Source organism: Streptomyces sp. MBT65 (genome assembly GCF_016612545.1).
In the GTDB taxonomy this organism is placed as follows: Bacteria; Actinomycetota; Actinomycetes; order Streptomycetales; family Streptomycetaceae; genus Streptomyces.
On the sequence record NZ_JAENRY010000462.1, the window covers coordinates 1 to 4,364 of the forward strand.

A 4,364-nucleotide genomic window follows, 5' to 3' on the forward strand; every position below is an offset into this window, starting at 1 on the left:
GTCCACACCGACCCCGGCCCCCAAGAAACAGCAGCCGAAGAAGAGCGGGCCGCCCAAGTCCGGTACGAGCAGCGCCAAGACGGACACCAAGACGAGCAAGACCGCCAAGGCCGACAAGAACGACAAGACCAAGAAGTCGGCCACCGGCAAGAACACGAGCACGAGCACCGGCAAGAGCAAGGACGCCGGCAAGAGCGCGGGCCTCGACAAGACCAAGGGCCTCGACAAGAGCAAGAGTCCGGACAAGGGCAAGGGCCCCGACAAGGACAACAACAAGGCCACGGTCGTACAGCCGCCCGCGTCCACCGGCGGCACGACCACCACGACGACCCCGGCCTCTCCGTACGTCGCCCCGACCGGCAACGCCGTCCCGACCCCCGGCGACGGCAACTGCCTCCTCTACGCCGTCATCGGCAGCGCACCGCACCTGGTCCGCACCCATCTCCAGCGGGCGACCCCGGCCATCGGCGCGGGCACCGCCGCCTGGCTCGCCCGGCCCGACGACGTACGGCAGACCCTCCGGACGGTGGCGGCGAACCCGCAGACGACGCACCGGGGAGCGGGCCATCTGCGGGCCGCGCAGCAGGGGTTGCAGGACCTGGTGCTGGCCCGGCTGGCGGCGGCCGGCGACGGCAGCCGACCGCTCCCGGCCCAGGTGCTCGGCCAGCTCCGGGGCGTCCTCGCCGGCAACTTCACGAGGGCCGTGCAGGGCATGTCCGCCGCCCAGATCGACAACGAGCTTGTCCAGTACGGCATTCAGGGCGTGACCCATGCCGAGGACCTGGACCCGGTCGACCTCCAGACCCGCTATCTGCAAGCCGTCTCGATGCCGGGCGCCCCGCCCCCGCCGGCCGGCGCCGCGCCGAGCAACCGTCGGATGTTCGCCTATCTCCGTGCGGTGAACGCGCTGCCGACGCTCACCGCCATGACACCGGCCGAGCGCCGCTCGCTGCTGATCGCCGGGTACCACCGGAGCACCGCCCCCCTCACCACCGACGAGGCGGACGTGCTCGAACACGCGGTGGAGAACTGGTCGGCCGCGTGGGCGCACCCGGTCGGCGACACCTTCCTGCCGCTGCTCGCCGACACCCTCGGCGCCCCCATCCACGTCTTCCAGCCGATGCCCGCCGCTCTCGCCGGCACCACCACGGCCGGCGGTCCCCGGGGCATCGTGCTGCGCTACGGCCCGACCACGAACACCCCCGCGCTGGAGGTCCACTACACGGGCCTGAACCACTACAGCGCCAGCGACGTCCACCAGCCCGCCATCACCCCGTCGAACGCCCCCCGGGGTCCGCAGGACGCCAACAGCGTTCAGCCGGACGGCCGTTACCGTCCCGCGCCGACCCGTGACGCAGCCGACGACCTGCCCGCGTCGCATGTCGTCGATCCTGCTCCGAAGGACACTTGGCATGGGCTGCGTCCGTACGCCCGTCCCGCCGTGCACAGCACGGAGCGGTTCGATCCGCACGCGGACCAGTCCAGCCCGCCCCGCCCGGGGGTCCTCAGCGGTGCGACGACGCTCGTCCGTGCCAACATCCGTCGTATCCAGGCGCCCAACGGTCAGTGGGTCCGGGACTACACGCTCAACCTCCCGGTCACCACGACCGATCCGGCCCACACCGCTCAACTCCAGGAGCGCATCACGCGTTTGCTGGACACGCACCTCAACTCCGGCCTGGAGCTGCCCGGTTCGGGTGACCAGCTGCACGTCACCCTCAACCTGATCAACGACCCGTCCCACCCCGAGGCGATCACCCTCACCCACACGTCCGACCCGGCCCGCGCCGACCAACTCCACCTGGACCTGGGCCACTCGGACGCGGACCTCCTCCACGAGGCCCTGCACTACCTCGGTCTGCCGGACGAGCAGCGCGACAACGACTTCCTGTTGCGCAACCACCCCAACAGCACCACCGTCCGCACCACCGGCCTCATGGCCGACACCCAGAGCCCGGTCACCATTCCCCGCCGTTACCTCCGCACGATCGAGAACGTCACCGCTGCGGGCCCTCAACTCCACGACCACACAGGCCAGTTCGAGGACGGTCCCGTCCAGGACCCCGACACCACCCCCATCCCCGCCGACGGCGCTCTCATCTGGCCCACCTCCAACGCCCCGGCCGCGCCGCCCTCTTCGACGTTCGTCCTCGCCTACGGCTCCCAACTGGACGGCAACGTAGGCCTGGTGCACCTGGAACCGCTGTCGGCGGAGGTCGTGAACGGGCTGCACCAACAGGTGATGACGGCGCTCGGGCTGGGGGGCGCGGCGGACACGCATCCGGTGCGGGAGCAGTTGCGGACGGTCGCGAGCGCCGAGGTGCTGGTGATCAACCTGCCGTATCTGCGCGGCAGTCTGGGCTTCCGGATCGCGCTGACCGTGGACGGCCGGGTCCGGAACGTGGATCTGCGCCTGCGGCTCGCGGACCCGGTCGCCTCGGCCCGGTACGGGCAGGCCGAGGGTGCCGTGCGGGACGTACGGGTGGAGCGGCGGGGCATCGGTTCCCAGGAGTCGGTGTCGTCGGAGGCGTCCGGCACCATCCGTACCCTGCTGCTGCCTTGGACCGCGCTGTTCCCGGTGAGCAGGGCGATCCCGGTGCGCGGTGTCGACGCGGCGCTGACCCTCGCGCTGACCTTGAACCAGCTCTCGTCGAGCGCGTCGGTGACCTCGGTGGTGCAGTCGACGACGGCACAGCGCAGCAACGAGCCTTCGGAGCCGTACGACTTCACCGCCCTGTGGGACGTACGGCTGGACACTCCGGTGCTGGCCGCGCCCGTCACCTGGGGGGCGCCGCAGTCGCACGGGCCGGTGACCTTCTGGTTCCCGCAGCATCTGGCGCGGGACGAGGACGGGGAGTTGCCCGCGGCGGCGGATCTGGACATCCTTCCGATCTGGGGCGTGGACACGGTCGCGGAGCCGGGGCGGCTGCTCGCGGAGGCGTTGCAGCACTTCGACGCGCGGCTGCGGACCCTGGACAAGGACTCCCTGGCGGAGCTGGAGACGTTCCTGTCGGAGCCGTTGCTGCGGGGCACTCTGCCGATGCAGCGGGACCGGGGCGTCTTCTCGCCGGTGCTGCTCGACAGTTCGGGGCGTGCGGTCGGCATGTTCCAGTTGCTGACCGACGTGGAGGTGGGGGAGCCGCTGCGGCGGAGCGTCCCCGGGAAGATCAACCTGGAGAGCCATCTGACGCAGGTGGTGAAGATCGACGCCCAGTCGAAGTACAGCAGTGGTGTGTCCCTGTCCGGGAGCGTCGGTCCGGCGCTCACCGGCGACCACAGCGAGGGGCACCCGGACGCGTCCCGGCGTCCCGGCGGCGGTGTGCTGGGGCGGGTCTCGGTCCAGGCGGGGACGAACGACGCGCTGACCCAGAGCGGCAGTGCGGCCCTGATGCACGCGGTGCGCACCAACCGCAGCCATCTGCTGGCACCGGCCCGGGTGCGGCACACCCTGGTGCTGCATCTGCCGGGCGGCGGACGGCAGACCTTCGACCCGGGCGACTGGCCGCGCGGCATGCAGCTGCGGCTGCTGACCGCCGAGGACGCCCAGGGGCATGCTCCGACGGCCGACGAACTGCGGCGCCTTCCTGTGGAGTTGGAGCATCTGCGGTCGATCGGCAGCACGGCGACACCGCTCGGCGTGGACGGCGCCGAACCCCTCTTCGTGCACGCCGAGAACTGGCTGCGCCGCGAGGGTTTCCTGCCCGCCGACACCAACGCGCGCAACCGTGTGCTGCCCGACGAGGCGCTGGTGCAGGCCCAGTTGAACAATCTGCGCCGGTTCGAGCAGACCCGCTCGCAGATCGGGCAGCGGGCCGCGGCGGACGCCATGGTGGACGGCGGCCACTCGCTCTTCCTGGAGATCCCGACCGTGAGCGGCACCCGCCGGGTGCGGCTCGTGCTCAGCGCGGTACGCGGCGCGGGCGGGAGCACGCACACCACGGTGCTGCCCGATGTGCAAGGCGTCGGTCTGTCCTCGCTGTCGACGGTGGCCACCGACCAGAACGGGTCGCAGTACGGGGCGTCGTACGGTGGCGGCGGTTCGTTCGGCGTGCCGGTGCGCGGCGGCGCGTGGACCGTCGGCGGCACCGGCGACCATGTGCGCTCCCACCAGGCGCAGCACGACAACAGCGCGCAGGTGTCCCTCGGGCACGACCAGCAGTTCATCGGCAGCGGCGAGGGACAGCGCAGCGAGGTGTTCGAGGTGCCGGCCGAGCTGGCGCTCGACCTGTACGAGGGACCGGGGGAGGAGCCCCTGGTGCGGTTCGCGCACGAGACGGTCCAGGAGCCGTACGTCCCGCACGGCGCCCCGCCACCCGGCCCGGACGACCCGCCCGCGCCTCCTCCGCCGGACCGGGTGCGGGGCG

The 4,364-nt window shown here is 71.9% G+C and carries 1 pseudogene; it reads left to right on the plus strand.

The annotated features are described in order from the left end of the window. Positions 1-4,364: pseudogene (locus JHN63_RS48095) on the plus strand (hypothetical protein); the annotation flags it as partial.